We start from the raw sequence: 25,510 nt of genomic DNA on the forward strand, positions 1-25,510 counted from the left end.
ACTTAAGTCATGTCTATCTACCTGAACAAGGATTCCAAGGTCATCGTCCAGGGCATCACCGGCGGCGAAGGCACCAAGCACACCGCCCTGATGCTCAAGGCCGGCACCAACATCGTCGGCGGCGTCAACGCACGCAAGGCAGGCACCACCGTGCTGCACGGCGACAAGGAAATCACCGTCTACGGCACCGTCAAGGAAGCCATCGCGGAGACCGGCGCGGACGTTTCGATCGTCTTCGTTCCCCCGGCATTCACCAAGTCCGCCGTGGTTGAGGCCATCGAAGCAGGCATCGGACTCGTGGTTGTCATCACCGAAGGCGTTCCGGTGCAGGACTCCGCCGAATTCTGGGCCCTGGCCCAGTCCAAGGTGGACGCCGACGGCAAGCAGATCACCCGCATCATCGGCCCGAACTGCCCCGGCATCATCACTCCGGGCGAGTCCCTCGTGGGCATCACCCCGGCGAACATCACGGGCAAGGGCCCCATCGGCCTGGTCTCCAAGTCCGGCACCCTGACCTACCAGATGATGTTCGAACTGCGCGATCTCGGCTTCTCCACGGCCATTGGCATCGGCGGCGACCCGGTCATCGGCACCACCCACATCGACGCCCTGGCTGCGTTCGAGGCCGACCCCGAGACCAAGGCGATCGTCATGATCGGCGAAATCGGCGGCGACGCCGAAGAGCGTGCGGCCGACTTCATCAAGGCCAACGTCACCAAGCCGGTCGTCGGCTACGTGGCCGGCTTCACGGCCCCCGAAGGCAAGACCATGGGCCACGCAGGCGCCATCGTCTCCGGTTCCGCCGGTACCGCCCAGGCCAAGAAGGAAGCCCTCGAAGCCGCAGGCGTGAAGGTCGGCAAGACGCCGTCCGAAACCGCCAAGCTGCTCCGCGAGGTTTACGCAGCGCTCTAAGGGGCCACCGCCTCAGCCGCTAACGACGGCGCCCGTCACCTTCGCTGCGAAGGTGAGGGGCGCCGTCGTCGTTAAGCTCGCGGCGGCGGCCCCGTCGAGGAGCGGGTGACCAGGGCCGGGGCCAGGACGCGGTCGATGGCGGGGGAGTCCGGGTAGAGAATGCGTTCGATGGCGGTCTGGCCGGCGGCGCGGCCGAGTTCGCGGGCGTGCAGGTCCACAGTGCTCAATTCGATGCCGTGCAGTCCGGCCACCCGGGAATTGTCGTAGCCTACCAAGGACAGGTGACGCGGAATGGACAGCCCGAGCGCGGCGGCGGCCTCCCGGACGCCGAGGGCCAGCTCGTCGCTGTGGGCGAAGATTGCGCTCGGCCGCTGCCCGGGCGGCGAAGCGAGCACCTCCATCGCTACGGCCGCGGCGTCGGCCCGGCCGAAGCCCGTGGCTTCGATCATGCGCGGCTGCAGCCCGTGTTCCAGCATGGTTTCCCGGTAGCCGGCGCGGCGCTCCAGATGCCCTTCGTAGGCCGGGCCGCACAGGTGGGCGATGTTCCGGTGGCCAAGTTCCAGGAGGTGCTCCGTTGCCAGCCGGGCGCCGCCGACGTCGTCGGAGTGGACGCTGTCCACTCCAGGTACCGAGCGCGCCACGTTGACCAGCGGGACGAGGCGGTTCAATTCACGGACCCGCTCGTCCGGATCGAGCAGCGTGGCTGCGATGATGACGCCCACCTGGGTTTCGAAGAGGGGGTCGAGGGCACGCGGGTCCGGGCCGTAGGGCGTGGCATTGACACTGATGACCAGGCGGAAGTCGTTTGCCCTGAGGACTTCCTGCACACCGCTGAAGACGTCCGTGTAGACGTCGTTGTGCAGGTCCACCAGATGCAGCCCCACCGCCGTCGGACGCTTCCGCGCAAGGTCTGCCGCCTGCACGTTCCGGCGGTAACCGAGAGCATCGGCCGCGCCGAGGATCTGCCGCCTCATGTCCTCGCTGACTCCCGGTGCGCCGCGCATTGCGAAAGACACAAGGGTGCGCGACACTCCGAGGTGACGGGCCACGTCGCTCTGTGTCACTGCCCGCTTGCCTGTATCCGTATCCGGCCTGCGCATGGCATCAATGATGGCACGGCAAATGTAATTTCAAACTTTTTTGAGAGTATGACCTGACAAACTGTCTTTCGCGCGTTAGGCTACCTGTGATCCACATCGCATGACCCGACGACAAAGGAGTCTCATGAGTTCACATTCGACAGCCGGCAGCCTTGCGAACGGCGCCGCGCTTCCGCCTCTGACGGGAGGCCCGCACCGGAAGCGCCTGGGTCTCGTTGCCCTCGTAGCCACCTTCGGCGGCCTTCTCTTCGGTTATGACACCGGCGTCATCAACGGGGCCCTGCGCCCCATGACCGCGGAGCTCGGCCTTTCGGCCTTCACGGAAGGCATTGTCACCAGCTCCCTGGTGTTTGCTGCCGCAATCGGCGCGATTTCGTGCGGGCGCATTTCTGACGGCTGGGGCCGCCGGAAGACGATCATCCTGCTCGCGGCCCTCTTCTTCGTGGGAACGCTCGCCGTGGTGTTCACGCCGGACTTCGCCGTCCTCGTGATCGGCCGCATCCTGCTTGGCCTGGCGGTGGGCGGCGCTTCCGCCGTCGTTCCGGTCTTCCTCGCCGAGCTGGCACCATACGAGATCCGCGGCTCCCTGTCCGGGCGCAACGAACTCGCGATCGTCGTCGGACAGCTTGCCGCCTTCGTCGTCAATGCGGTCATCGGCGGACTCTTTGGCCACCTGGACGGGGTCTGGCGCATCATGTTCGCGGTCTGTGCGCTGCCCGCCGTCGCACTCTTCTTCGGCATGCTCCGGATGCCGGAATCCCCCCGCTGGCTCGTGGAGAAGGGGCGCCGCGACGAGGCCCTGGCCGTTCTGAAGACGGTACGTTCCGCGGACCGCGCGGTCGCCGAGCTCGCCGACGTCGAGAAAGTCACGCGGGAAGAGGAAGTGGCAGGCGAAATCGGCTGGCGGGCCATCCTGAGCAACCGCAACCTGCTGCGCATTCTCCTGGTCGGCATCGGCCTGGGCGTGGCGCAACAGCTCACCGGCATCAATTCGATCATGTACTACGGCCAGACCGTCCTTGTTGAGTCCGGCTTCAGCGAAAGCGGTGCGCTAATCGCCAACATCGCCCCCGGCGTCATTGCCGTGGTGGGCGGCATCATTGCCCTGACCATGATGGACCGGGTGGACCGCCGCAAGACCTTCATCATCGGCCTGAGCCTCACCACGGTCTGCCACCTGCTGATCGGCGTCGCCTCGATGGCGCTGCCCGTGGGCAGCCCGATCCGCCCGTTCGTGATCCTGTTCCTGGTGGTGGCCTTTGTCGGCTCGATGCAGACCTTCCTCAATGTCGCCGTCTGGGTGTACCTCTCCGAGGTCTTCCCGCTGCACATGCGCGGCATCGGCACCGGCATCTCGATCTTCATGCTCTGGATCGTCAACGGCTTCCTGTCCTTGTACTTCCCGTCCCTCGTGGCCGGGGTCGGGATCACGGGAACCTTTTTCCTCTTCGCTGTCGTGGGTGCCATTGCCCTGGTGTTCGTGGTCACCCAGGTGCCCGAGACCCGCGGGCACACCCTGGAAGCCCTTGAAGAGGACGTCTCCACCGGCGCGATCTTCGTGGTGGCGAAGTCCAAGTAGCCGCTCTGCGCGCCTGGTCCTGAGCATCGCGGACGCCGGGTATTGACCCGGCCTCCGTGCGTGGATATTGTATTAATGTCAGGACAAAGTACAAGAGAGTCAATTGGAAGGTCGCCATGCCCCTCGTTCGAATCGATGTCACCGCGGGCCGCAGCCCCAAGGAACTCCAGGCAATCAGCCAGGCCGTCCACGAAGCGATCGTCGACGAATACCGGATCCCTGAGCGCGACTACTTCCACATCCTCACCGAGCATCCTGCGGGCCAACTCGTCGCGCAGGACGCGGGCCTCGGCTTCGAGCGCAGCGACGCCGTCGTCATGCTCCAGATCTTCACGCAGCGCGGACGCAGCGTCGAGGCCAAGCAGAGCCTCTACGCCAGGATCCACGAGGCGCTCGGGGGCATCGGTGTCGCCGGCGAGGACATCTTCCTCGGCTACGTGGAAAACGGCCCAGAAGACTGGACGTTCGGCTTCGGGCGCGCCCAGTACCTGACCGGCGAGCTGAAGGTACCTGCGACGTCGTAATTTCGCAGTAAATGTTCTGACAAACCTTTGACAGGACATTAAAATCATAGGAAAGTTTAGCTGTGGCCGGCATCACTACGGCCGCGGTCCGCGCCGGGAAACCGGAATGAACCGGGAAACCGGAATGACAAGGAAGGCGGAAGAAGTGGGCTTCGAGCTACTCACGATGGGGCGCATCAGCGTCGACATCTACCCGAACGACGTCGGTGTGACCCTCGATGAGGTCAGCAGCTTCGGCAAGTACCTGGGCGGGTCGCCCTCGAACGTGGCGGTTGCCGCGGCCAGGCACGGCCGTTCGACGGCGGTCATCACCCGCACGGGGCAGGATCCCTTCGGGGAGTACCTGCACCGGGAACTGGCCAAGTTCGGCGTGGATGACCGTTTCGTCAGCGGCGTGGAAGGCCTTCAGACCCCGGCGACGTTCTGCGCGATCCTGCCCGAGGAACAGAAGTTCCCGCTGTACTTCTACGGCCGCTTTCCCACGGCCCCGGACCTGCAGATTGAGTCCGCGGAACTGGACCTGGACGCGATCCGGGAGGCGAGGATCTTCTGGTCCACGGTGACCGGGCTGTGCCAGGAACCCAGCCGTGCCGCCCACATCGCCGCGCACCAGGCCCGCCCGCAAAGCGGACTGGCCGAAGGCCAGCATACCGTCCTGGACCTGGACTACCGGGCGATGTTCTGGAACAGCGTCGAAGAAGCCCGAGAACAGGTGGCCAAGGTCCTGCCGCACGTCACGGTCGCGATCGGCAACGACGAAGAGTGCGCCGTCGCCGTCGGCCCCGGGACCCCGGACGAACAGGCGGACCGGCTCCTGGACGCGGGCGTTCAAATCGCCGTCGTCAAGCTCGGGCCCGAAGGCGTGATGGCCAAGACCCGCACCGAGCGGGTGGTCTCCGCACCCGTACCGGTGCAGACCCTCAACGGCCTGGGCGCGGGGGATTCCTTCGGCGGCGCCTTCGCGCATGGCCTGTTGGCCGGATGGTCCCTGGCCGAGATCCTGGACTACGCCAACGCCGCCGGCGCGATCGTGGCCTCCCGGCTGTCCTGTGCCGACGCTATGCCCACGCCGGAAGAAGTCGTGTCCCTGCTGAGCGAACGCGGCCGCCTGGTGGCCGACTCCCTGAAGGAGCTGGCCAAATGAGCCTCGAAACCATCGACCTCGAAGACCCGCGCCGCTACGAATTCCTGACCAAGATCCGTCTTGAGGATCCGGGAGCCGTTGCCCGCGCCGCCGCCGCCCGCGTCAAGCACCCCGGTGCCGTGCTCGGCAAGCAGAATTTCATCGTGGCCGCCGACCACGCGGCCCGCGGAGCACTTGCCGCCCAGGGGCAGCCGACGGCGATGGCGAACCGCCGGGAACTGCTGGACCGCCTGCAGGTGGCCCTGGCCAACCCCGCGGTGGACGGTGTGCTGGCCAGCCCGGACATCATGGACGACCTGCTGCTGCTGGGTGCCCTGGACGGCAAGCTGGTGTTCGGTTCGATGAACCGCGGCGGCCTGGCCGGTTTCGTCAACGAATTCGATGACCGCTTCACCGGCCACACGGCCGAAGCCCTGGCCGCGCTCGGCGCCGACGGCGGCAAGATGCTCACCCGCATCGCGCTCGGTGATCCGGTAACGGCACAGTTCCTGGAAGCGACAGCGAAAGCCATCGATTCCCTGACCAGCCAGGGCCTGATCGCCATGGTGGAGCCCTTCCTGTCCGCCTGGGTGGACGGCAAGGTCCGCAACGACCTGTCCCCGGACGCCGTCATCAAGTCCATCGGCATCGCCTCCGGCCTGGGCGCCAGCAGCGCCCTGACCTGGATGAAGCTGCCCGTCGTGGAGGAGATGGAACGCGTCATGGCAGCCACCACCATGCCCACGGTCCTGCTCGGCGGAGACCCGACCGGCTCGCCGGACGAGGTGTTCGCCCAATGGGGCAAGGCCCTGGCCCTGCCCGGTGTGCAGGGCCTCACCGTGGGCCGCACGCTGCTGTACCCGTCCGACGGCGACGTGGCCGGCGCCGTCGCCGCCGCGGCTTCGCTGCTGCACACTGAAGAAATCATCCCCTCCGTCAGCAAGGAGACTGTGCGATGACGCGCACCATGACCGTGGCCCAGGCCATCGTCGAGTTCCTGGGCAAGCAGTACACCGTGGACCGCGTGGGCGGCGTGGAGTACCGCGAACGCCTGATCCCGGGGATGTTCGGGATCTTCGGCCACGGGAACGTGGCTGGTGTGGGGCAGGCGCTGAAGCAGTGGCAGGCCAAGGACCCGTCCCTGATGCCGTACTACCAGGGCCGCAACGAGCAGGCCCAGGCCCACCAGGCCGTGGGCTACGCCCGGCACACCCGCCGCCGCCAGACTTTCGCCGTAACCACCTCGGTGGGGCCAGGATCGACGAACCTGCTCACCGGCGCCGCGCTGGCCACGGCAAACCGCCTGCCGGTGCTGCTGTTCCCCTCGGACACCTTCGCCACGCGCACCGTGGACCCGGTGCTGCAGCAGATCGAGCAGCCGCACGGCTACGACATCACGGTCAACGATGCGTTCCGGCCGGTCTCGAAGTACTACGACAAGGTCCAGCGCCCCGAGCAGTTGTTCTCGGCCCTGCTGAACGGCCTGCGTGTGCTCACCGACCCGGCCGAGACCGGTGCGGTGACCATCGCCCTGCCGCAGGACGTGCAGGCCGAAGTCATCGAGGTCCCCGAGGAGTTCCTGGCCGAACGCGAATGGCGGATCCGCCGCCCCGCCCCCGAAGCAGAAGACATCACAGAGGCCGTGCGCCGCATCAAGGCGGCGAAGCGCCCGCTCATCGTCGCCGGCGGCGGCGTGCTCTACGCATTCGCCCAGGACCAGCTGCGCGAGTTCGCCGAAGCCACCGGCATCCCCGTCGGCTGGACCCAGGCCGGCGTCGGCGTCCTGCCGTGGAACCACCCGCAGGCGCTTGGCGCGATCGGCTCCACCGGCACGACGGCGGCCAACGCCCTGGCCCGCGAAGCGGACCTGGTGATCGGCATCGGCACCCGCTATGAGGACTTCACCACTGCCTCGAGAACCGCGTTCCAGAACGAGGATGTGTCCTTCGTGAACATCAACGTCGCCGCGATCGACGCCTATAAGCACGGCACCTCCCTGCCGATCGTGGCCGACGCCCGCAAGGCACTGGAAGCCCTCACCACGGAACTGTCCGGCTACAGCATCGACGCGTCCGTGGCGGCGGAGGTCGTGGAGGAAAAGGCCCGCTGGGACGCGACCGTGGACGCCGCCTTCGCGCAGCGCTTCGCGCCCCTCGTGTCCCAGAACGCGATCATCGGCGCCACCAACCGCACCATGGCCCCGCAGGACGTGCTGATCTGCGCCGCAGGCTCCCTCCCGGGCGACCTGCACAAGATGTGGCGGGTCACCGACCCGTTCGGATACCACGTTGAGTACGCGTTCTCCTGCATGGGCTACGAGATCGCCGGCGGCCTGGGCGTCAAGCGCGCCGCCCTGGACGAAGCCAAAGCCGGCGGAGCGAACCGTGACGTGGTGGTCATGGTCGGGGACGGCTCCTACCTGATGATGCACACCGAACTGGTCACCGCCGTCGCCGAGGGCATCAAGCTGATCGTGGTGCTGATCCAGAACCACGGCTACGCCTCGATCGGTTCGCTCTCCGAATCCCTGGGCTCCCAGCGCTTCGGCACCCAGTACCGGGTGCTGGACAAGGCCACGCACAGTTTCGACGCCGGGGACAAGCTCCCGATCGACCTGGCCACCAACGCCGAATCCCTCGGTGCCACGGTGTACCGGATCGAACCGGGCGAGAACGTCATCGAGGACCTCGAAGCCGCGATCGCGAAGGCCAAGGCCGCCCCCGAAGGCAGCGGGCCGATCGTGATCCACCTCGAATCCGACCCCCTGATCGACGCCCCGTCCTCCGAATCCTGGTGGGACGTGCCGGTGTCCGCCGTCGCCGAACTCGACAGCACCAAAAAGGCGTACCAGGTCTACGAAGACTGGAAAGCCGTCCAGAAGCCCCTGCTGGGCTGAACCGTCCGCTGAAGGATACGCCCGGCACAACCTTTGAAAATTCCTGAGCAGGAGAAACACATGACCATTACCACCATTCCCCACTTCTTCAACGGGGTAGAGCACCCCGGCACCGGTACCGAGACCGAGGGCGTTTTCAACCCGGCCACGGGTGCGCAGACCGGTGAAGTCCGTTTGGCGAGCCCGGCGGACCTGGACCAGGCTGTCGCCATCGCGAAGGAAGCCGCGAAGTCCTGGGGCGACGTTTCCCTGGCCAAGCGCACCACCATCCTGTTCAAGTTCCGCGAGCTCGTCGCCGCGCACGTGGACGAACTGGCCGCCCTGATCACCGCCGAGCACGGTAAGGTCCTCTCCGACGCCAAGGGCGAAATCGGCCGCGGCCTTGAGGTGATCGAGTTCGCCTGCGGCATCCCGCAGCTGCTCAAGGGCGAGTACTCCGATCAGGCCTCCACGGGGATCGACGTGTTCTCCTACCGCCAGCCGGTGGGCGTCGTCGCGGGCATCACCCCGTTCAACTTCCCCGTCATGGTTCCGCTCTGGATGGCACCCATGGCGATTGCCACCGGCAACACCTTCATCCTCAAGCCCTCCGGCCGGGTGCCCTCGGCGGCGATGCTGCTCGCGAAACTGTTCAAGCAGGCCGGCCTGCCCGACGGCGTGTTCCAGGTCCTGCACGGCAACCGCGAAGTGGTCCAGGGCCTGCTGACCCACCCGGACATCGACGCGATCTCCTTCGTCGGCTCCACCCCGGTGGCGAAGCTCGTGCACGACACCGGTACGGCTCACGGCAAGCGCGTCCAGGCCCTGGGCGGTGCCAAGAACCACGCAATCATCCTGCCCGACGCCGACCTGGACAACGCCGCCGACCACCTGGCCGCCGCCGCCTTCGGCTCCGCCGGGCAGCGCTGCATGGCGATCTCCGTCGCCATCGCCGTCGGTGACGCCGCCGATGCGCTGGTGGCCAAGGTCAAGGACCGCGCCGAGGCCGTGCGCGTAGCCGACGGCACCCACCCGGAGGCTGAGATGGGCCCGGTCATCACCAAAGCCGCCCAGCAGAAGATGCGTTCCATCGTCACCGCCGCCGCCGAGGGCGGCGCCGACCTGGTGGTGGACGGCCGTGGGTTCACGGTCGAAGGCCAGGAAGACGGCTACTGGTTCGGACCCACCGTGATCGACAAGGTCGACTTCGACATGGATGCCTATCAGGAGGAAATCTTCGGCCCGGTCCTGTCCGTCGTGCGCACCGAAACGGTCGAGGAAGCCATCGAGCTGATCAACTCCAACCCCTACGGCAACGGCACCGCGATCTTCACCTCCTCCGGTGCGAACGCCCGCAAGTTCCACCGCGGCGTGCACGTGGGCATGATCGGCATCAACGTCCCCGTTCCCGTGCCGGTGGCCTACCACTCCTTCGGTGGCTGGAAGGACTCCCTGTTCGGCGACAAGCACATCTACGGCCCCGAAGGCGTATCCTTCTACACCCGTGCCAAGGTCATCACCGAACGCTGGCCCGAACCCAAGCAGCGCACCGGCGCCAGCTACAACTTCCCCACCAACTGAGTTCCGCAGAGAAAGACACCGCTGTCATGACCGACGTCGAGAACAAGCTCATCATCGGCACCGCCCCCGACTCCTGGGGTGTCTGGTTCGCCGATGACCCCAAGCAGACTCCCTGGGAACGGTTCCTGGATGAGGTGGCCGAATCCGGCTACAAATGGATTGAACTGGGTCCGTACGGCTACCTGCCCAACGACCCCGCCCGGCTGGCCGAGGAACTCAAGCAGCGCGACCTCAAGGTCACCGCGGGCACGGTCTTCACGGCCTTCCACCGCGGCGCGAAGCAGTATGACGAGGCCTGGGAGCCGGCCCGCAAGGTGGCCGAACTGACCGCGGCCATGGGCGGCGAACACATCGTGGTCATCCCGGCCATGTGGCGCGACGACGTCACCGGTGAGGCCGTGGAGAGCGGCGAACTGAGCGACGAGCAGTGGGCCGACCTCTTCGCCGGGCACAACCGCATGGGCAAGGTGCTGCTGGAAGACTTCGGACTGCACCAGCAGTTCCACTCCCACGCGGATTCCCACGTCGGCGCCCAGCAGGACATCGAAACCCTGCTGGCCGCCACCGACCCGCAGTACCTGAACCTGTGCCTGGACACGGGGCACGCCGAATACTGCGGGGCCTCCAGCCTGGAGCTGATCAAGAACTACCCGGACCGCATCGGCTACCTGCACCTGAAGCAGATCAACCCGGAGGTCCTCGCCGAGGTCAATGAGAAGAACATGACCTGGGCAGCTGCGAACCTGGCCGGCGTCATGACCGAACCACCGAACGGGCTGCCGGACCTGCGCGCCGTGATCGAGGCCGTGGAAGGCCTCAACCGGCCGATCTTCGGGATCGTGGAGCAGGACATGTACCCGGTGGCCTTCGACGTGCCGATGCCCATTGCCAAGCGCACCCGGAACTACCTGCTCTCCTGCGGATCCCGCACCGCAGTCGGCTGAGAAACCGAATCCTTCGAAAAAACTGAGCTGAAAGGCAAAAGTCACCATGACTGAAAACCTGCGCGTCGCCGTCATTGGCGCCGGCATGATGGGCGCAGACCACATCAAGCGCCTGCACACGCGTATCCACGGCGCCGAGGTGGCCGCCGTCGTCGACATCGACCTGGACCGCGCCAACGCCGCCATCGCCGGGATTCCCGGAGCCCAGGCGTTCGCGACGGCCGCGGAGGCCTACGCCTCCGGCGACGTCAACGCCGTCCTGATCGCCACCCCGGGCTTCCTGCACGAGCAGGCCCTGCTCGAGGCACTGCCGCTGGACATCCCGATCCTGTGCGAGAAGCCGCTCACCCCGGACGCCGAATCGGCTTGGAAGATTGTCCAGGCCGAGGTCGAGGCCGGCCGCAAGCGCATCCAGGTGGGCTTCATGCGCCGCTACGACGCCGAATACGCCGAACTGGGCGGCCTGATCTGCGGCGGCGAGCTGGGCGATCTGCTCATGCTGCATTGCCGCCACCGCAACCCGAGCACCCCGGCCGGGTTCACCAACGAGATGCTCATCAACGACTCCGTGGTCCACGAATTCGACGTGATCCGTTACCTGACCGGCGAGGAAATCACCTCCGTCCAGGTCCGCCTCGGCAAGGCCTCCAGCAAGGCTCCAGCAGGGCAGCACGACCCTCAGCACGTGCTGATCGAGACCGAATCCGGTGTCCTGGCCGACGTCGAGATCTTCGTCAACGCGAAGTTCGGCTACGAAGTGGCCACCGAGGCCGCCTTCGAAGAGGCCATCGTGAACATCGGGCGCGACGGCGGCCCGTACGTGCGCCGCAGCGGCGCCTGGGGCGGCCAGGTCACCCCGAGCTTCATCGAGCGTTTCGGTGCCGCGTACGACGTCGAAGTCCAGTCCTGGGTGGACGCCGCCCGCCGCGGTGAGCTGGGCGGCCCCTCCGCCTGGGACGGTTACGCCACCGCCGCCTGCTGTGAGGCCGGCGTCGAGGCGCAGAAGAGCGGCGAGAAGGTCGCCGTCGTGCTGAACGAGAAGCCGGAGCTGTACAGGAGTCCGGGGGAACAGCAGTGAAGATCGCCCTCGACCCCACCCCGTTCCACCACAGCCACTCGCTGCTGGAGTTCCCGGCCCTCGCCGCGGACCTGGGGTACCGCTACCTCCAGATGACGCCGCACGCGGACATGATCCCGTTCTTCCGCCACCCGAAGGCGGACGACGCGCTCGTGGCGCAGTTCCGCAGGAACTGCGAGGCCGCCGGCGTCGAGGTGGCCTCGGTGCTGCCCGTGCTGCGCTGGTCCGGCCCGGACGAGACCCTGCGCCAGGCCGCGGTGCGCTACTGGAAGCGCGCCATCCAGATCTCCGTGGACCTCGGCTGCACCCAGATGAACACCGAGTTCTCCGGCCGCCCCGAGCTGCCCGAGGAGTCCGAGGCCGCCTTCTACCAGTCCATGGAGGAGCTGCTGCCGGTCTTCGAACGCGAAGGCGTCCACGTCGCGATCGACCCGCACCCGGACGACTTCGTGGAGGAGGGCCTGGCTGCCTGGCGCGTGATCCGGGGCCTGAACTCCCCGAACGTCGGCATGGTCTACGTGGCCTCGCACACCTTCCACATGAAGGACGAACCGCTGGAGATCATGCGCGCCGCGGGGGACCGCCTTCGCGTGGTCCATGTGTCGGACACGCTCAACCACCACGCCTCGCACGGCCTGCGGTACATCACCAACCCGCCGGGCAACGCAGTGCGCGTCCACCAGCATCTGAAGATCGGCGACGGCGAGGTCAACTGGGACGAGTTCTTCGGCGGCCTGGCCGAGGTGGGCTTCCTGGACTCTCCGGACACCGTGATGTGCTCCTCCGTCTTCGCCGAGGACGAGAACGCCCGCGACGTGGCCCGCTACCAGCTGGAAACAATCGAAAAGTACGTGGCGAAGTTCGGCAAGGGCTAGGACTCTTCGCTTCCGTGGTCCCGTGACTTTCACCGGTCTAAACGTGGGTGGCCCGCTCAAAATTGAGCGGGCCACCCACGTTTGGGCCGGCTTTTCCACATAGACGCCATTAGGTGGTGCCCACAGCTTTCCGGCCCGCTTCAGTGGGGGTATGGAATTCCCCGAAGCGACCTTCCGCAGCTCACCGACCGGCAGCCGTGCGGGCGCCACGGCCTGGGAGCTGCACCACGGCTACAAGCGCGGGACCCTGATCCGGATTCGGCACGGTGTCTACCTTCCAGCCGAGCAATGGCTGTCCGTCAACGGATGGGAGCGTTATGCCCTGACGACGGCGTCACTTGCCATCCGTGGCGAAACTCCCGTTTTTTGCCGGGAGACAGGTCTGCTGCTGTGGGGATTGAAGCTAGCCGGGCTTCCGCAGACGGTGGAATACCTGACCCGCCATCCTGACCAGGTAGGACGTACCGCGCCGCCGCGCCTTTACGGTGACCGCGGCGCGGTGGAGAAGCTCGGAAAACAAGTAGCCCCGGATCTTTCAATGCTTCCCACGGGATTCCGCGATGCCAAACGCTTGGGCACACGCACAGGAAATTGGTCAGTCGTGTCGGAACGCCTTGGGCTGCGCTTGCGGGTCCAGGACTTCGACGGACTACTCATCGACACTATTCACCGCTTGCCCTTTCACAACGCGGTGGTGGTGCTCGACCAAGTCCTCCCTCAAGACTGCGGACGCCCGACGTCCGTAGCACGGAAGCCCGTGGCACCGTACATCCGAAGCGCGGAACACCTTGCAGGTCTCTGCGCGCTGTTGCCGAAAAGTGCGCAACGGGAACGTATGGCCGAGGCCCTTGCGTTTGCGGACAGCCGAGCGGAGTCCGTTGGCGAATCCTTCAGCCGCGCAGTGATCGCACGGCTTGGATTCGAGGTTCCGGATTTGCAGTTCCACGTGATGGGGCCGTACGGAGAGGTGGCACGCACGGACTTTTACTGGCCGCGGCGCAAACTCGTGGGCGAATTCGACGGCCACATGAAATACACCCGTGCGCGGGAGCTCAGCGGGAAATCCATCGAGGAGGTAGTGACGGAAGAGAAAGCCCGCGAGGACCGGATCCGCGAACTGGGCTATGGCGTGATCCGGTGGGAATGGGATGAGCTGACCCGGCCCGAGAGACTCGCTGCCAAACTCCTGCGCGCCGGCGTTCCCCGTGCACGAAGGTTCCCACCGGCTTAAACGTGGGTAGCCCGCTCAAATTTGGGCGGGCTACCCACGTTTGGGCCGGTGCGGACACGCGGGTGGGAAGGCGGCCTTACGCCGTGAACGGCAGGCGGGGGTCGACGTCGGCGCCCTCCCAGGTGGTGCGCACCCAGCCGTGGTGCTCGTCGTCGCTGATGAGCCACTCGCGTACCCGGCCGGGGCCGGCCATGACGTTGAGGTAGTACATGTCGTAGCCGGGGGCGGCCATGGCAGGGCCGTGCCAGCCGTAGGGGACCAGGACAACGTCGCCCGTGCGGACTTCCCCGCAGATGTCGATGGGCCGCTCGTCCGAGGCGGAGACCCGCACGTAGCCGAGCGGATCGGTTCCGGCGCGGCTGCCGGCCGGGACGGGAGGGTTCTCGGCGAGGCGGGTCTCGAAGTAGTAGATCTCCTCGAGTGCGGTTTCACCGTCCTTTTCCTCGTCGTGCTTGTGCGGCGGGTAGGAGGACCAGTTACCGGCGGGGGTGATGACTTCGCAGACGATGAAGCGGTCTGCTTCCAGGGCGGCGGGGGTGCCGAAGTTGTGTACCTGGCGCGAGCAGTTGCCGGCGCCGCGGAGTTCCAGCGGGGTCTCTTCGGCGCGGACCAGGCGGGTGGGATATTCCGCCTTGGCCGGGGCCAGCGCGACGGCGACCCGGCCGCCGCCCGCGCTGCTCACCGTGGCGGCCTTGCCGATGCCGGTGTACAGGACGTCCGTGGTGCCGTGGAAAACGCTCCGGCGGCCGCGCAGCTCATGGTCCTGGCCGTCCACCGTGACCGTGAAGGATCCTTCCAACGGGACAACGATCCGCTCTTCGGCGGCGGCGTCCAGGGACACCGACGCACCGGGGGCCAGGGTGGCCACCTTGAGGCCGGTGTGGGCCCAGCCGTCAACCTGCGTGCTGCTGTCGTGCGCGCCGAGGGAGACCTGCCAGTCGCCGTCGGCTGCTTTTCCGTAAGGGTAGACCCATTCGGCCATGGGGGAGCGTCCTTTCGTTCGGGGGGCCGGCCCCGCGCCTCAGCGCTGGACCAGCGTCATTTCAAAGCTGTAGGAATCGGCCCGGTACACGTGGTGCCCGGTCTCGACGTTCCGGCCCGTGTCATCCACCGCGGTACGCTCCATGGTCACGAGCGCCGCGCCTGGCTCGCAGCCAAGCATTTCGGCCTGGTAGTCGTCCGCGACGGCGGCACCGATCCTCTGCTGCGCCAGCCGGAAGTTGACCCCGGCGGTGCGCAGGAGGTCGTACATGCCGCGCTCATTGAGCGTTTCCTCGCTCAACTGGGCGACGTCGTCGCGCACCCAGTTCTCCATGAGCGCCAGGGGGTTTGTTGCCTACGCTGCGCAGCCGCGTGAAGTGGTAGATGCCGACGCCGGCCGGCAGCTGCAGCGTGCTGCGCTGTTCTTCCAGCCCGGGGCCGTGGCTGAAGGACAGCACGCGCGTGCTGGGCTTCTGGCCGGTGCGCACGAGGTCGTCGTTGAGGCTGGAGAGCTCGAGGGGACGCCGTACTTGGCTGGCAACCACCTGGGTGCCGACGCCGCGCTTGCGGACCAGCAGTCCGGCCCGCACCAGTTCGTCCATGGCCTTGCGCATGGTCGGGCGGGAGAGGTTGAGCTTGCTGGCAAGCTCGATCTCGTTCTCCAGCCGGGAGCCTGGTTCCAGGGTGCCGGAGCGGATCATGCCCTCGATGCCCTGAACCACCTGGTGGTATAGGGGCACCGGTGAGGAGCGGTCGATCGGGATGTTCAGGAGCTGTGACATTTCTACGTCTCCTTGGGTCGGGTGGCGTGGCATGTCCGGTTGCATGGACAAATGCCTTGCCTGAAGTGTAGGCCCGGAATCCGCGCCACGGCAGCGACACGCGCCACCCGGAAGCCGTGATGCGTTTGTCAGCAGTAGCTGACAAATGCCGGTTTCTAAGTCCCATTATTTATCGTGACGTAAATATGTCAAGACAAACTATTGACTATTGTGATGCCGATCACCCATGATCGGTTGCAGCCCCCACGCCGTTCCGTGGGAAAGGATCGAAGGAGATTCGGATGAAGAAAAACACCTGGCGCCGTGTCGCCGCCGTCGCGCTTGTGGCGCCCCTGCTGGCCGTCACGGCCTGTTCCGCGCAGGGAGGCAAGCCCGCCGACAGCGGCAACGGCAACGGTGGCGGCCAGGCGGCCGTGAGCACCCCGCGCCTGAAGATTGCGATGATCACTCACGCGGCCCCCGGCGACACCTTCTGGGACATCGTCCGCAAGGGCGCTGAGGAGGCCGCCAAGAAGGACAACGTCGACCTGCTTTACACGAACGACCAGGAAGCCGGCCGGCAGGCCCAGCTGGTCCAGCAGGCCATCGACCAGAAGGTGGACGGCATTGCCGTCACCCTGGCCACTCCGGACGCCCTCAAGGACGTCGTCAAGAAGGCCGTCGACGCCGGAATCCCTGTGGTGAGCTTCAACGGCGGCGAAGATGCCTTCGCCAAGCTCGGCGCATTCACGCACTTCGGCTCGAACGAAAAGCTCGCCGGCGAGGCAGTCGGCACCAAGCTCGCTGCCGAAGGCTACAAGCACCCCATCTGCGTCATCCAGCAGCAGGGCCACGTCGGCCTTGAAGCCCGCTGCGCCGGCGTGAAGGAGAAGGTGCCGGCTACGGAGGTGCTGTACGTGAACGGCCAGGACATGACCAGCGTGCAGTCCACCGCCACCGCGAAGCTGCAGGCCACCAAGGACGCCGACGCCATCATCGGGCTGGGTGCCCCCATCACCCTGACCCTGCTGAAGTCCATCAAGGATGCCGGCAGCTCCGCCAAGGCAGCGAGCTTCGACCTCAACGCCGAACTCGCGCAGCAGATCGTGGACGGCAATGTCCTCTTCACCGTGGACCAGCAGCCGTACCTGCAGGGCTACATGTCCGTGGACTCGCTGTGGCAGAACAAGCGCGGCGGCTTCAAGATCGGCGGCGGGCAGGCGGTCCTGACCGGCCCGGCCATCATCGACAAGGAGAACGGCGCAGAGACCCTCAAGTACGCCAAGGAAGGCGTCCGCTAAACGGCCGTCCCCCGGGGTGCCGTCCGGTTCCGGCCGGCACCCCGCAACCCAGGAGTATCCCTATGTCAACAACTGTCAGTGCTCCGCAGGCTCCCTTGGCGGATGAGCGTGTTGCGAAGCGAAACCCTTTCCAGAAGCTGCTGGCCCGGCCGGAGGTCGGCGCCCTTGTCGGCGCCGTCGCTTTGTTCGTCTTCTTCGCCTCGGTGGCCCCCACCTTTACCCAGCCCAACGCGCTGGCCACGGTTCTGTACGGATCCTCGACCATCGGCATCATGGCGGTCGGTGTCTCTCTGCTGATGATCGGCGGTGAATTCGACCTCTCCACCGGCGTCGCGGTGATTTCCTCGGCCCTCACGGCGGCCCTGTTCTCCTGGTACTTCTCCATGAATGCCTGGGTGGGCGTGGGAGTGGCCCTGGTGGTGTCCCTGGCCATCGGCTTCATCAACGGCTGGATCCTGATCAAGACCAAGCTGCCGTCCTTCATCGTCACGCTCGCGAGCTTCCTCATGCTGACCGGCCTGAACCTGGCCCTGACCCGCGCCGTCGGCGGCAGCGTTTCCTCGCCGTCGATCGCGAAGCTGGACGGCTTCGAGTCGGCCCGCGCCGTGTTCGCGTCCTCCATCACCATCGGTGGAGTGGAACTGAAAATCACCATCTTCTACTGGGTCGTCCTGGTGGCGATCGCGTCCTGGGTCCTGCTGCGGACCAAGGTCGGCAACTGGATCTTCGCCGTCGGTGGCGACGACAACGCCGCCCTGGCCGTGGGTGTTCCGGTCACTAAGACCAAGATCGGCCTGTTCATGGCCGTGGGCTTCTGCGGCTGGTTGCTCGGCATGCACAACCTCTTCGCCTTCGACGCCGTCCAGTCGGGCGAAGGCGTGGGCAACGAGTTCCTCTACATCATCGCGGCAGTGATCGGCGGCTGCCTGCTCACGGGCGGCTACGGCTCCGCGGTGGGCGGCGCGATCGGAGCCTTCATCTTCGGCATGGCCAACAAGGGCATCGTCTACGCACAGTGGAACCCGGACTGGTTCAAGTTCTTCCTGGGCCTGATGCTGCTGCTGGCCACCATTGTGAACCTGATCGTCAAACGCCGCGCGGACGCAAGCAAATAGGAAGGGGAGCAACCATGACTGAAAACCGTGCAGCCACGCACATCTCCAACCAGACCCTGCTGGCCGACGAAACGGATCCGCTTACGGACCGCCCGGTGCACCTGCTCAAACTCGACAAGGTAGCCAAGCACTACGGCAACATCATCGCGCTGACGGACGTGACCATGGCCGTGGACAACGGCCGCGTCACCTGCGTCCTGGGCGACAACGGCGCCGGCAAATCCACCCTGATCAAGATCATCGCCGGCCGCCACCAGCACACCCACGGTGTCTTCACGATCATGGGCGAGGAACGCAAGCTCAACAGCCCGCGCGAGGCCCTGGACTCCGGCATCGCCGCCGTGTACCAGGACCTGGCCGTGGTCTCGCTCATGCCGATCTGGCGCAACTTCTTCCTGGGCTCGGAGCTGACCACCGGCTTCGGTCCGTTCAAGCGCCTGGACGTGGCGCGGATGAAGGAGATCACCAAGAAGGAACTGGCGGACATGGGCATCGACCTGCGCGATGTGGAGCAGCCCATCGGCCAGCTCTCCGGCGGCGAACGCCAGTGCGTGGCGATTGCCCGCGCCGTGTACTTCGGCGCCAAGGTCCTCATCCTGGACGAACCCACCGCGGCCCTGGGCGTGAAGCAGTCCGGCGTGGTGCTGAGGTACATCCTGCAGGCCCGCGACCGCGGCCTCGGGGTCATCTTCATCACCCACAATCCGCACCACGCCTTCCCCGTCGGTGACCGCTTCCTGCTCCTCAAACGGGGCAAGAGCATCGGCTACTACGACAAGAAGGACATCACGCTCGAAGAACTCACCGCCCAGATGGCCGGCGGCGCTGAACTCGCCGAACTCGCCCACGAGCTTGAACAGATCGGCGGGCACTCCGAAGAGCTCAAGGAAGTCCGGGCAGAAGCCGCCGCCGTGCAGGCGGACGCCCCGGAAGAAAGCAGGGCCGTATGACCATCAGAGTCGGAGTGATCGGCGCCGGAATCATGGGGGCCGACCATGTCAGGACTCTCAGCCGTTCGGTCCGGGGCGCGGAGGTGGTCCTCGTGGCAGACCTCGACGCCGGACGGGCGGCGGAGGCTGCGGCCCTCGCCGGGGCGCGCAGCGGCACCGATCCGGAATCGGTGATCGCCGATCCGCAGGTCGACGCCGTCATCATCGCCTCGCACGATTCGACGCATGCCGCGCTGGTGACCGCCTGCCTGGCTGCCGGGAAGGCGGTGCTGTGCGAGAAGCCGCTGGCCCCCACCGTGGAAGAGTGCCGGGACCTCGTGGCGCTGGAAGGGAACCGCGGCCTGGTGTCCCTGGGCTTCATGCGGCGCTTCGACCCGGGCCATGTGGAGCTCAAACGGCGCATCGCGGACGGTGAACTCGGTGAGATCCTTACCGTGCACAACGTCAGCCGGGGCGTCCGCGGCGCACCTGACGCCACGAACGCCTCCGCCATCACGGGATCGGCCATCCATGAGCTGGACTCCATGCCGTGGCTCCTGGGCCAGCCCATCACCGAGGTGGCGTGGCTGTCCGGGCGGAAGTCCACCTCCCTGGCCCCGGCCGGCCTGCAGGACCCTTCCTTCATGCTGCTGCGCATGGCCGACGGCATGCTCGTCACGCTGGAACTCTTCCTCAACGCCGACTACGGCTATGTGACCCGCTGCGAGGCGGTGGGGGAGCGCGGCACGGCGAGCTTCACCGAGTCGCCGCTGCTCGAGATCAGCAGCGGTCGCCGCCGGGCCACGGAATACCCGGCCGACTGGCGGCCCCGTTTCGCCGACGCCTACCGCCTGGAACTGCAGGCCTGGATCGATTCCCTGGCACACGGCACCCCGACGCCGCTCGCCACCGCCGCGGACGGGCTGAAAGCTGCCGAAGTGGCAGCGGCCCTGCTCGAATCCGAGCGGAGCGGCGGCGCCTTCGTGCACGTCGTTTACGGGGAGGCGGTCGTCCACCAGGAAGCAGGGGCGCACGCGTGAGCGGCTTCGTCTTCCCGGAACCCCGAATCCCGGATGCCATGGAGGCGCCCAGCCTGCGCTGGGGCATCGCCGGGCCCGGCTGGATCGCCGAGCGCTTCGTCGAATCCTTGCTGCGGCACGGCAGCCAGCGGGTCACCGCCGTCGGCTCCCGCAGCATCGAACGCGCCGCGGCCTTCGGCGCGCCCCGGGGCCTGCGCGCCCACGGCTCCTACGAGGAACTCGCGGCGGACCCAGAAGTGGACGTGGTCTACGTGGCCACCCCGCACACCGCCCACCTCGACGTGGCGCTGGCCGCGCTGGAGGCCGGGAAGCACGTGCTGGTGGAGAAGCCGATGGGTATCAACGCCGCCCAGGCGGAGGCCATCCGCGCCGCTGCCGCCGCCCGGGGGCTCTTCGCGGCGGAAGCGCTGTGGACGGTTTTCCTGCCCAGGTACGACGTCGTCCGGCAGCTCGTGCGGGACGGCCGGCTGGGTGCGGTGACGCAGATCGTGGCGGACTATGGGGAGTACCTGCCGCCGTCGCACAGGGCCTACGACCCCGCGCTGGCGGGCGGCCCCCTCCTGGACTTGGGCGTCTACCTCTTTGCCCTGGCCACGGACCTGGCCGGCGAGGCCACGGCAGTAACCGCCCGCGGAGCCACGGTTCCCGGCCGCGGCGGGACGCCGGTCAACGGCCGGCTCTCCGCGTTGCTGGATTTCGACGGCGGCGCCCAGGCCGCGCTCGCCACCACCATGGGTGGCTTCACCCCGGCCACCTTCACCGTGGTGGGCACCGAGGCAACGCTGGTGATGGACGGTCCGTTCAACGGCCCCGGTGGCCTGATGGTCCGGACCACAGACGGCGCGGAGCACCGCTGGGACGGAAAGCCCGGAAGCCACGTGGATGGGCTGCATTTTCAGGCGGCCGCCGTGGCATGGGCCATTGCTGCGGGCCGGACCGAGGTGGAAGAACGCCCGCTGGAAAAGTCCCTGCGCACGCTGCGCGCCATGGACGCGGCCCGAGAGCAGCTGGGCATCGTGTACCCGGGGGAGCATCGTGTACCCGGGGGAGTAAGGCTCAGCCTGACTTGACCGCCAGCCACATGAACTCCTGGGCTCCCAGCGTCACACCGTCCGCCAGGGACACGGGCCGGCCGCCCAGGAGTTCGGTGGCTCCGGGCTCGAAGCCTGAGAGGGTCTCGGCGGAGACGTGCTGGGCCGTGTCTGCGAAGTTCGCCAGGACCAGGACGGTGCGGCCGGTGCCCGGGCGCTGGTAGCCAAGGACGTGCCGGTTGTTGGCGTTGAATCCGATGAGCGGGTTTCCCGCGAGCTCGGCCGTGGAGGATCGCACGTCGAGCATCCGCTTAAGCCCCGCGAAGATGGCGCCCTCCGGCGTCGACGGGTCGCCGCGGTGCGCATAACGGTCGGCGGGGTAGTGCGGGCGGTGGACCCAACGGCTGTCGGCCTCGTGGCCCGGCTCCTGGGCGTAGCCGTAGTCGTTGAGCTGGCCCACCTCGTCGCCGAGGTAGATGAGCGGAATGCCGCCGGTGCTGATCGCGATCGAGTGCAGCAGCAACACCCGGCGCACCGCCTCCGGCGAGCCGTCCTCGAGGCCGCACAGCGACGCCGTCGTGCCGGAAATGCGGCAGTCCCCGGTGCGCGGGTTGTCCTGGAAGGCGACCCCGCGCGCGAAGCTGCCCGGGAAACGGTTGACATAGAACGAGTTGAGGAAGCGGCGGTGGTCGAAGCCGTTGATCCCCAGCTCCGCGGCGTCCTCGTCGGCGAAGGTCCAGCCGATGTCGTCGTGGCTGCGGACGTAGTTGACCCAGGCGGTCCCCTCCGGGAGGTTGTGCCGCCGTTCCAGGGCCTGGGAAAGCAGCGACACGTCCCGGGTGGCGAGGGCCTCCCAGCCGAGCGCCATCTCGAGCGGGTTGTAGGAGATCTGGCATTCGGCGGGGTCGATGTACTGCACCACTTCGTCCGGGTGGACTATCGCCTCGGACTTGAACAGCAGCGACGGCGCCGCGAGGCGGCACACGGCGTTGAAGCCCTGCAGCAGCTCGTGGGCTTCGGGCAGGCTCTCGCAGGCGGTGCCGAGCTGCTTCCAGATGAACGCGACCGCATCCATGCGCAGGATCTCCACGCCCTGGTTCGCGAGGAACAGCATCTCCCCGGCCATCGCACGGAACACGGCCGGGTTGGAGTAGTTCAGGTCCCACTGGAAGGTGTGGAAGGTGCACCAGACCCACCGGCCGTCCGGCTGCTGCACGAAGCTGCCAGGGTGGTCGTCGGGGAAGATCTCACGCACTGTCTGCTCATAGGCGTCCGGCATCGTGCGGTCCGGGAAGATCCAGTAGTAATCGGAGAACTCCTGCTCGCCCGCGGCAGCGCGCCGCGCCCATTCGTGCTCGTCCGAAGTGTGGTTGAAGATGAAGTCCACCACCAGGCTGATGCCGTTGGCCCGCAGCTCCGCAGCCACGTCCCGCAGCCCGGACATGGTGCCGAGCTTCGGGTTGACGTCCCGGTAGCTGGACACGGCGTAGCCGCCGTCCGAGTTCGGTTCCGGGGCGAGGAAGAGCGGCATGAGGTGCAGGTAGCTCAGCCCGAGCTCCCGGAAATAGGGGATGCGTCCGCGCAGCCCTTCGAGGTTTTCCGCGTAGCGGTCCACGTAGCAGACCCCGCCGAGCATGTCCCCGGAGGCGAACCACTGCGGCTCGGCCTCGCGCCGGGCGTCGAGTTCCTTCAGCTCCGCGGGACGGTCCTGCCAGGATTTTGCGCACTCCACCACGAGGGCGGCCAGGTGGTCGGTCCAGTCCGGGCGGGAACCGTAGAGCGAAGCGAAAAGTTCCTGGAGCACGGGCACGTACTGGTCCACGCGGGCGAGGAAGGACTTCCAGTCCGGTCCCTTGCGGCGGAGCCCCGGTTCCGCTTCCAGGGCCCCGAGGACCCGCTCGAGCGTCCCGTTCCCGTCGCTGCTCGTTCCGCCCATGGGACCTCCTTGTTACACAGTGCGTGGCAGCAGCGCACAGGGAACTATGCGCTGCATCACATACTGTAACGGGACCGGAGCGCAGGGTGAAAGCGCTTACGCAATCGTTTCCCGCACGGAAGACCGCACCACCACCGCCGGCTCCAGGAGGAGCCGCCGCGGGGGCGCTCCCGGGGCAGCCATCCGGTCCAAGGCCATCCGTGCCGCCTCGGCCCCGAGCCTCCGGCTGTGGCCGTCCACGGTGCTCAGCCGGATGTAGCCGTAGGCGGCCAGCGGAGAGTCGTCGTAGCCGAGCACGGAGACATCTTCCGGCACCCGCAGGCCAGCGTCGCGCAGGGCGGCCATGGCGCCCAGCGCCATGACGTCGTTGGCGGCGAACACCGCCGTGGGCGGCTCGCCCGCCTGTTCACCGGCTTCCAGGGCCTGCCGCATCGCGCGGAAACCGCTGGCCTCGTCCGTGCCGCCGTCGACGCCGAACACCAGGGGCGCCGCCCCGGCTGCCTCCATCGCGCGGACATATCCCCGCCTGCGGTGCTCCGCCGGCGCGCCTTGCCCGCTCAGGTGCGCGATGCGCCGGTGCCCCAGCGCTAGCAGGTGCCGGGCGGCAAGCTGCCCGCCGGCGTCGTCGTCCCCGGCCACCACGTCTGCCGCCCCACCGTCTCCGAGCAGGGCGGTGAGGCTGCGCGTGCCCGCGACGACCAGCGGGACCCGCACGTCCCGCACCATCTCCAGAGGTGCTTCGGCGGCCACCAACAATGCGTCAACGTGCTGGGCCAGGAAGCCGTCCACGGGGTCGCGGCCGCTGGCTTCCTCGAGCCGCAGGTCCGCGACGCTGACCGTGAAGCCCGCCGGGTCAAGGACCGAGCGGACCCCTGCCAGCAACTCCACGAACCATGGGTTGCGGAAGTCATCGATGAGCAGCCCCACCGAGCGCGTGCTCTGGCTGGCCAGGGCGCTCGCGGCACGGCTGGGACGGTAGCCCAGTTCCCGGATCGCGTTCTTCACGGCCTCCCGCTTGGCCTCGGCCACATGCGGGGCATCCCGGAGGACCAGCGAGACGAGAGACTTGGAAACACCCGCGCGTTGGGCGACATCGTAGATGGTGGGGCGGGCGCTCATGCCTTCACCGTACCGGCAGCGCGTCCGCTCACCGAGGTGCCCGCGTGGCGGGGCAGGAAGAGGCTATCCAGGACACTGAGCAGCATGAGGGCGGCCACCGCCAGCAGGGCAGCCCGGTATGGATCCGCCGAACCATGCGCCGCCGGCAGGAGCCCGGCGCCCAGCCGGATGAACAAGGCCCCGACGGCGACCCCCAGTGCGTGCGCCAGCTGAACCAAGGTGTTCGCGGCCGCATTCGCGCTGGCCAGCTGCCCGGCCGAGACGTCCGCGTACTGGACGTTCATGTACGCCGAGAACCCCAGGGAGCGCAGCGCCCCGGAAAGCGCCAGGAGCGCCACGATGACGGCGTCCGGGGTGCCCGGGCCGAGGGCGGCGCAGGCCACGAAGGTGAGCGCCGATCCGGCGGCGGCCAGGACCAGGAGCGGCTTGAAGCCGAAGCGGCGGATCAGGGGAGTGGTGGCGGGTTTGATGGCGATGTTCCCGATGAACACGGCGGTCACCAGCGCCCCGGCGTGCACCGGATCCCAGCCGAAACCGTCCTGGAACAGCAGGGGCAGCAGGAACGGAATGGAGGTGACGGCCACCCGGTACGCCAGGCCGCCGGTCTGCGTGGCGCGGAAAGTGTGGACCCGGAACACGCTGAGGTCGAACAGGGCGCCGGGTCCGCGGCGGCGCATCCAAAGCCCCGCGCCCGCCAGGAACGCCGCGCTCAGCAGCAGGAGCACGACGGCGGTGGCCGCCTGCGCGCCCGAGCCGAGGAGTTCCAGCCCGGTCACCAGCGCCCCGACGCCCAAAGTGGTGAGGCCCACGCCCGGCCAGTCCAGGCGCGTCCCTCGCTCCGGGGCGGTGCGCGGCACCAGACGCAGGGCGGCGACGAAGGCCGCGAGTCCCAGGGGCAGGTTCACCAGGAAAATCCAGTGCCAGGACAGGTACTGGGTGAGCAGCCCGCCCACCAACGGCGCCAGGACAGGGGCCATCAGGCCCGGCCAGACCAGAAAGGCCGTCATGCGCAGGAGCTGGTCCTTCGGAGTGTCCCGCAGGACCAGGAGCGAACCGACGGGCACCATCATGGCCCCGCCCAGGCCCTGCAGGGCGCGGAAAGCCGTCAAGGTCCACAGCCACAGGCCAGGGCTCAGGGCACAGAGCAGCGAAGCGATGGTGAAAACCGCGATGGCCAGGCAGAAGATGCGCCGGAAGCCGAAGCGGACGGCCAGCCAGGAGCTCGCGGGGATGCCCATGGCCACGGCCAGCAGGTAGGCCGTCATGGCGACGTTCGCATCCGCGGCGGTCACCTGGAAGTCCCGTGCGATGGCGGGCAGCGCCGTGGCCAGGGCCGTGCCATCGAGGAACTCCAGGAAGAAGGTCGCCGCGACCAGGAGTGCCAACGCAGTTCTATTGGTGTATTGACAGGACAAATTACTCAGCCTTACTCTCGTTTGGAGCGCTCCAAATGTTACCCAACCCACACCTCAATT

21 protein-coding genes and 1 pseudogene are annotated in these 25,510 nt (G+C 67.4%); 16 read left to right on the forward strand and 6 right to left on the reverse strand.

The window, feature by feature from the left end; all coding sequences use genetic code 11:
• Positions 1–9: 9 nt before the first annotated feature.
• Positions 10–912 (forward strand): succinate--CoA ligase subunit alpha, encoded by a 903-nt coding sequence (sucD, locus tag ACZ9CK_RS03240; RefSeq protein ID WP_426302324.1) that lies wholly within the window; start codon positions 10–12, stop codon positions 910–912.
• Between the two features lie 71 nt (positions 913–983).
• Here the strand turns inward: sucD and ACZ9CK_RS03245 are convergent, their stop codons facing one another.
• A complete protein-coding gene (locus ACZ9CK_RS03245) occupies positions 984–1,976 on the reverse strand; it encodes a LacI family DNA-binding transcriptional regulator (protein WP_476049221.1) in 993 nt (330 codons plus the stop codon).
• A 160-nt stretch (positions 1,977–2,136) separates the two neighbouring features.
• Between ACZ9CK_RS03245 and ACZ9CK_RS03250 the strand changes: the two genes are divergently transcribed.
• From ACZ9CK_RS03250 to ACZ9CK_RS03295, 10 genes are all read left to right on the forward strand, one after another.
• Positions 2,137–3,591 carry a sugar porter family MFS transporter gene (locus ACZ9CK_RS03250; protein ID WP_476049222.1) on the forward strand — a complete coding sequence of 485 codons (1,455 nt, stop codon included), beginning with the start codon at positions 2,137–2,139 and terminating at the stop codon, positions 3,589–3,591.
• Between the two features lie 116 nt (positions 3,592–3,707).
• Positions 3,708–4,115, forward strand: a complete 408-nt coding sequence (locus ACZ9CK_RS03255; RefSeq protein WP_476049223.1) for a tautomerase family protein — start codon at positions 3,708–3,710, stop codon at positions 4,113–4,115.
• 145 nt (positions 4,116–4,260) lie between these two features.
• Positions 4,261–5,259 (forward strand): 5-dehydro-2-deoxygluconokinase, encoded by a 999-nt coding sequence (gene iolC / locus ACZ9CK_RS03260; RefSeq protein WP_476050845.1) that lies wholly within the window; start codon positions 4,261–4,263, stop codon positions 5,257–5,259.
• Positions 5,256–6,197 (forward strand): Cgl0159 family (beta/alpha)8-fold protein, encoded by a 942-nt coding sequence (locus ACZ9CK_RS03265; protein ID WP_476049224.1) that lies wholly within the window; start codon positions 5,256–5,258, stop codon positions 6,195–6,197. Before iolC ends, ACZ9CK_RS03265 begins: the two co-directional genes overlap by 4 nt.
• An 8-nt stretch (positions 6,198–6,205) precedes the next feature.
• Complete coding sequence (gene iolD, locus ACZ9CK_RS03270) at positions 6,206–8,134, forward strand: 3D-(3,5/4)-trihydroxycyclohexane-1,2-dione acylhydrolase (decyclizing) (RefSeq protein WP_476050846.1); 1,929 nt, start codon at positions 6,206–6,208, stop codon at positions 8,132–8,134.
• 60 nt (positions 8,135–8,194) lie between these two features.
• Positions 8,195–9,694 (forward strand): CoA-acylating methylmalonate-semialdehyde dehydrogenase, encoded by a 1,500-nt coding sequence (locus ACZ9CK_RS03275; RefSeq protein ID WP_426302329.1) that lies wholly within the window; start codon positions 8,195–8,197, stop codon positions 9,692–9,694.
• 26 nt (positions 9,695–9,720) lie between these two features.
• Positions 9,721–10,638, forward strand: a complete 918-nt coding sequence (locus tag ACZ9CK_RS03280) for a sugar phosphate isomerase/epimerase family protein (RefSeq protein WP_476049225.1) — start codon at positions 9,721–9,723, stop codon at positions 10,636–10,638.
• 46 nt (positions 10,639–10,684) lie between these two features.
• On the forward strand, positions 10,685–11,716 hold the full coding sequence (locus ACZ9CK_RS03285) for a Gfo/Idh/MocA family protein (RefSeq protein WP_476049226.1): 1,032 nt from the start codon (positions 10,685–10,687) through the stop codon (positions 11,714–11,716).
• The gene (locus ACZ9CK_RS03290; RefSeq protein WP_476049227.1) at positions 11,713–12,591 is read left to right on the forward strand and encodes a sugar phosphate isomerase/epimerase family protein; all 879 of its coding nucleotides are present in this window, start codon (positions 11,713–11,715) and stop codon (positions 12,589–12,591) included. Before ACZ9CK_RS03285 ends, ACZ9CK_RS03290 begins: the two co-directional genes overlap by 4 nt.
• A 151-nt stretch (positions 12,592–12,742) precedes the next feature.
• A complete protein-coding gene (locus ACZ9CK_RS03295) occupies positions 12,743–13,822 on the forward strand; it encodes a hypothetical protein (RefSeq protein ID WP_476049228.1) in 1,080 nt (359 codons plus the stop codon).
• A gap of 76 nt (positions 13,823–13,898) precedes the next feature.
• Here the strand turns inward: ACZ9CK_RS03295 and iolB are convergent, their stop codons facing one another.
• The gene (gene iolB / locus ACZ9CK_RS03300) at positions 13,899–14,804 is read right to left on the reverse strand and encodes a 5-deoxy-glucuronate isomerase (RefSeq protein WP_476049229.1); all 906 of its coding nucleotides are present in this window, start codon (positions 14,802–14,804) and stop codon (positions 13,899–13,901) included.
• Between the two features lie 39 nt (positions 14,805–14,843).
• A pseudogene (locus tag ACZ9CK_RS03305) lies at positions 14,844–15,585 on the reverse strand (GntR family transcriptional regulator).
• A gap of 281 nt (positions 15,586–15,866) precedes the next feature.
• On the opposite strand from ACZ9CK_RS03305, the gene ACZ9CK_RS03310 reads away from it, so the two are divergent.
• The 5 genes from ACZ9CK_RS03310 to ACZ9CK_RS03330 all read left to right on the forward strand — a co-directional run bounded on the left by ACZ9CK_RS03310 (position 15,867) and on the right by ACZ9CK_RS03330 (position 21,019).
• Positions 15,867–16,865 carry a substrate-binding domain-containing protein gene (locus tag ACZ9CK_RS03310; protein WP_426302336.1) on the forward strand — a complete coding sequence of 333 codons (999 nt, stop codon included), beginning with the start codon at positions 15,867–15,869 and terminating at the stop codon, positions 16,863–16,865.
• 62 nt (positions 16,866–16,927) lie between these two features.
• Positions 16,928–17,980, forward strand: a complete 1,053-nt coding sequence (locus ACZ9CK_RS03315; protein WP_476049230.1) for an ABC transporter permease — start codon at positions 16,928–16,930, stop codon at positions 17,978–17,980.
• A 14-nt stretch (positions 17,981–17,994) separates the two neighbouring features.
• Positions 17,995–18,930, forward strand: coding sequence for an ATP-binding cassette domain-containing protein (locus ACZ9CK_RS03320; RefSeq protein ID WP_476049231.1), 936 nt, complete (start codon positions 17,995–17,997; stop codon positions 18,928–18,930).
• Positions 18,927–19,949, forward strand: coding sequence for a Gfo/Idh/MocA family oxidoreductase (locus ACZ9CK_RS03325; protein ID WP_476049232.1), 1,023 nt, complete (start codon positions 18,927–18,929; stop codon positions 19,947–19,949). Before ACZ9CK_RS03320 ends, ACZ9CK_RS03325 begins: the two co-directional genes overlap by 4 nt.
• Positions 19,946–21,019 (forward strand): Gfo/Idh/MocA family protein, encoded by a 1,074-nt coding sequence (locus ACZ9CK_RS03330; RefSeq protein ID WP_476049233.1) that lies wholly within the window; start codon positions 19,946–19,948, stop codon positions 21,017–21,019. Before ACZ9CK_RS03325 ends, ACZ9CK_RS03330 begins: the two co-directional genes overlap by 4 nt.
• Here ACZ9CK_RS03330 and ACZ9CK_RS03335 read toward each other — a convergent pair.
• The 3 genes from ACZ9CK_RS03335 to ACZ9CK_RS03345 form a co-directional block, all read right to left on the reverse strand.
• Positions 21,006–22,916 carry an alpha-amylase family glycosyl hydrolase gene (locus ACZ9CK_RS03335; protein ID WP_476049234.1) on the reverse strand — a complete coding sequence of 637 codons (1,911 nt, stop codon included), beginning with the start codon at positions 22,914–22,916 and terminating at the stop codon, positions 21,006–21,008. The genes ACZ9CK_RS03330 and ACZ9CK_RS03335 overlap by 14 nt on opposite strands.
• Before the next feature lie 96 nt (positions 22,917–23,012).
• Complete coding sequence (locus ACZ9CK_RS03340) at positions 23,013–24,035, reverse strand: LacI family DNA-binding transcriptional regulator (RefSeq protein WP_426302342.1); 1,023 nt, start codon at positions 24,033–24,035, stop codon at positions 23,013–23,015.
• Positions 24,032–25,420, reverse strand: a complete 1,389-nt coding sequence (locus ACZ9CK_RS03345; RefSeq protein WP_476049235.1) for an MFS transporter — start codon at positions 25,418–25,420, stop codon at positions 24,032–24,034. The genes ACZ9CK_RS03340 and ACZ9CK_RS03345 overlap by 4 nt, the downstream gene beginning before the upstream one ends.
• Positions 25,421–25,510 lie beyond the last annotated feature (90 nt).

It is taken from the genome of Arthrobacter sp. TE26545, from assembly GCF_056279005.1.

Coding starts and splice junctions, on each gene's coding strand:
- sucD (WP_426302324.1), top strand. CDS start 10: ATGTCTATCTACCTGAACAAGGATTCCAAGGTCATCGTCCAGGGCATC.
- ACZ9CK_RS03250 (WP_476049222.1), top strand. CDS start 2,137: ATGAGTTCACATTCGACAGCCGGCAGCCTTGCGAACGGCGCCGCGCTT.
- ACZ9CK_RS03255 (WP_476049223.1), top strand. CDS start 3,708: ATGCCCCTCGTTCGAATCGATGTCACCGCGGGCCGCAGCCCCAAGGAA.
- ACZ9CK_RS03265 (WP_476049224.1), top strand. CDS start 5,256: ATGAGCCTCGAAACCATCGACCTCGAAGACCCGCGCCGCTACGAATTC.
- iolD (WP_476050846.1), top strand. CDS start 6,206: ATGACCGTGGCCCAGGCCATCGTCGAGTTCCTGGGCAAGCAGTACACC.
- ACZ9CK_RS03275 (WP_426302329.1), top strand. CDS start 8,195: ATGACCATTACCACCATTCCCCACTTCTTCAACGGGGTAGAGCACCCC.
- ACZ9CK_RS03280 (WP_476049225.1), top strand. CDS start 9,721: ATGACCGACGTCGAGAACAAGCTCATCATCGGCACCGCCCCCGACTCC.
- ACZ9CK_RS03285 (WP_476049226.1), top strand. CDS start 10,685: ATGACTGAAAACCTGCGCGTCGCCGTCATTGGCGCCGGCATGATGGGC.
- ACZ9CK_RS03295 (WP_476049228.1), top strand. CDS start 12,743: ATGGAATTCCCCGAAGCGACCTTCCGCAGCTCACCGACCGGCAGCCGT.
- iolB (WP_476049229.1), bottom strand. CDS start 14,804: ATGGCCGAATGGGTCTACCCTTACGGAAAAGCAGCCGACGGCGACTGG.
- ACZ9CK_RS03310 (WP_426302336.1), top strand. CDS start 15,867: ATGAAGAAAAACACCTGGCGCCGTGTCGCCGCCGTCGCGCTTGTGGCG.
- ACZ9CK_RS03315 (WP_476049230.1), top strand. CDS start 16,928: ATGTCAACAACTGTCAGTGCTCCGCAGGCTCCCTTGGCGGATGAGCGT.
- ACZ9CK_RS03320 (WP_476049231.1), top strand. CDS start 17,995: ATGACTGAAAACCGTGCAGCCACGCACATCTCCAACCAGACCCTGCTG.
- ACZ9CK_RS03325 (WP_476049232.1), top strand. CDS start 18,927: ATGACCATCAGAGTCGGAGTGATCGGCGCCGGAATCATGGGGGCCGAC.
- ACZ9CK_RS03335 (WP_476049234.1), bottom strand. CDS start 22,916: ATGGGCGGAACGAGCAGCGACGGGAACGGGACGCTCGAGCGGGTCCTC.
- ACZ9CK_RS03340 (WP_426302342.1), bottom strand. CDS start 24,035: ATGAGCGCCCGCCCCACCATCTACGATGTCGCCCAACGCGCGGGTGTT.